Source organism: Candidatus Nanopelagicales bacterium (assembly GCA_018003655.1).
In the GTDB taxonomy this organism is placed as follows: domain Bacteria; phylum Actinomycetota; class Actinomycetes; order S36-B12; family UBA10799; genus JAGNDY01.
Map to the genome: position 1 here is coordinate 1 of JAGNDY010000105.1, position 1,949 is coordinate 1,949.

2 protein-coding genes are annotated in these 1,949 nt (G+C 63.7%); both read right to left on the minus strand.

All coding sequences use genetic code 11. From position 1 onward, the window contains the following. Positions 1-455: hypothetical protein (locus KAZ48_10400; protein ID MBP7973201.1), on the minus strand; the 455-nt coding region annotated here is incomplete at its 3' end. Positions 456-680: 225 nt separating this feature from the next. Next, positions 681-1,949, minus strand: a 1,269-nt coding sequence (locus KAZ48_10405) for a DEAD/DEAH box helicase (protein MBP7973202.1), incomplete at its 5' end; no start/stop codon positions are given.

Consider the following 1,949-nt stretch of genomic DNA (forward strand, 5'->3'; position numbering starts at 1 on the left):
CGGTAGGTCGGCGCGATGACTTGGAGCAACCCCCGTGACGGATAGCCGGCCTTCGCGTTGCTGTCCCACAGGTTGGCAGCCTTGGGGTTACCGCCTGATTCCTGCTGAATCTGGGCCAAGATCCCCGGCAGGTACTTCTGCTTGATTCGATGCTCAACCATGATCGCTGACACCAGGTTCGCCCACCGACGCACGCTCCCGTAGAAACGACCGCCGCGCGGGTGACGCAGGGGCGCGCCGCGCCACTTCGACGGCCCGGTGGCGACGCTTGCGGGCACGATTGCGGCGACCCGCGGGGAAACCCGCTTGGCCGGTGCCTTCACAGTGGCGACAACTGAGGTGGCAACAACCGAGGTGGGTACAGCCGAGGCTGACGCTGGTGCCAGGCCAGCGGCGGTCAGTGGGATCGCTACTGCGGTAGACGCGACCAGCATGCGGAGGCCGTGCTTTTTCATTCGGATCCCTACGTCGGTGAACAGAAGAGCCCCAGGTCGATTCACTGGGGCTGTTCTGCACCATGCACGTTCGCCGAGCGCAATTCAAATGGTTGACAAGTCAACTGTGGATAACCTGTGCCCTATCTGTGGACAAAGAAGCCATCAAAAGTCGCTATGTCCGACATGTCGACCCGAGTCGTATGGGAAGGGTCACAGGTGGTTAGCGCAGAGTGACCTAGCCCTTTAGCGACTTCCGGCGCCGGTTGAGTAGTGAGCAGTTGAGCGCCCACGTTGGCTCGAACCTCGCGCAGAGCCGCTGGATCCGCCGCGTCCTTGGCCTCCGCTTCCGCGCTGATCGCGACCTTGACTACGGCGTTGTGCGCCTGATTGGCCGGTTCCCGATCGCCGACGATTCCGCGTGGAATCCGCGCCACTTGCCTCTCGCGACGAGTTGCGGGCGCCGGTGGTTGAGCCCGATGGGAGCGTCGGCTGACCGCCCGCCGTGGCGGCTGCCGGGTTGGTTAAGGCAGCAGGGCGTGCTTGACCGGTCAGGCTGGAGATGAAGTCATCGCCCCCGCGAGCCCGGGTCGTGGTGGCGTCGATCTTGGCGGTTCGCAGGATCGTTTGAACTTGCGCCCGTTGCTGATCGGTCATGACAGTCACGACCGTTCCGGCCGAACCCGCGCGAGCGGTGCGGCCTGAACGGTGCAGGTACGCCTTGTGCTCGGCGGGCGGATCGGCATGAATGACCAGTTGGATGTCGTCAACGTGGATGCCTCGAGCGGCGACATCTGTCGCGACCAGAGTGACCGCTCGCCCTGCGGTGAAGTCTGCGAGGTTGCGAGTGCGCGCGGCCTGGCTGAGGTCGCCATGCATCTCCACCGCTCGGACTCCGGAGCGGGTCAATGACTTGGTGAGCTTGCGTGCACCGTGCTTGGTGCGGGTGAACACGATCGAACGTCCGGGTGCCGCTGCCAGCTCAGAAATGACCGAAACACGCTGGTCGTCGCGCACATGCAGGACATGGTGATTCATTGCGGCGACGGGCGAGTGTTCGCCGTCGACACTATGAGTCAACGGATTGCTCAGGTACCGACGAACAAGGACGTCAATCTGCCGGTCGAGGGTGGCTGAGAAGAGCAGCCGCTGGCCACCGGACGGCGTGGCATCCAGGATCCGACGGACGTCCGGTAGGAAGCCGAGGTCAGCCATGTGGTCGGCCTCGTCAACGACACAAACCTGCACGCGATCCAGCGTGATGTTGCCCGATCGCATGTGGTCGTTGAGGCGGCCGGGGCAGGCAACGACGATGTCAACTCCACGCCGCAGGGTCGAGATCTGTTTGCCCGCACTGACCCCACCAAAGATGGTCATCACGGTGAGGTCTAGTGATCGAGCCAGCGGGGTCAGGACAGCAGCGATCTGTTCGGCGAGTTCACGCGTTGGTGCGAGCACGAGTCCGGTTGGTCGCTTGGGCTTGGCTGGCGTGTGTGAGTTGGCCAGTGCAGTCAG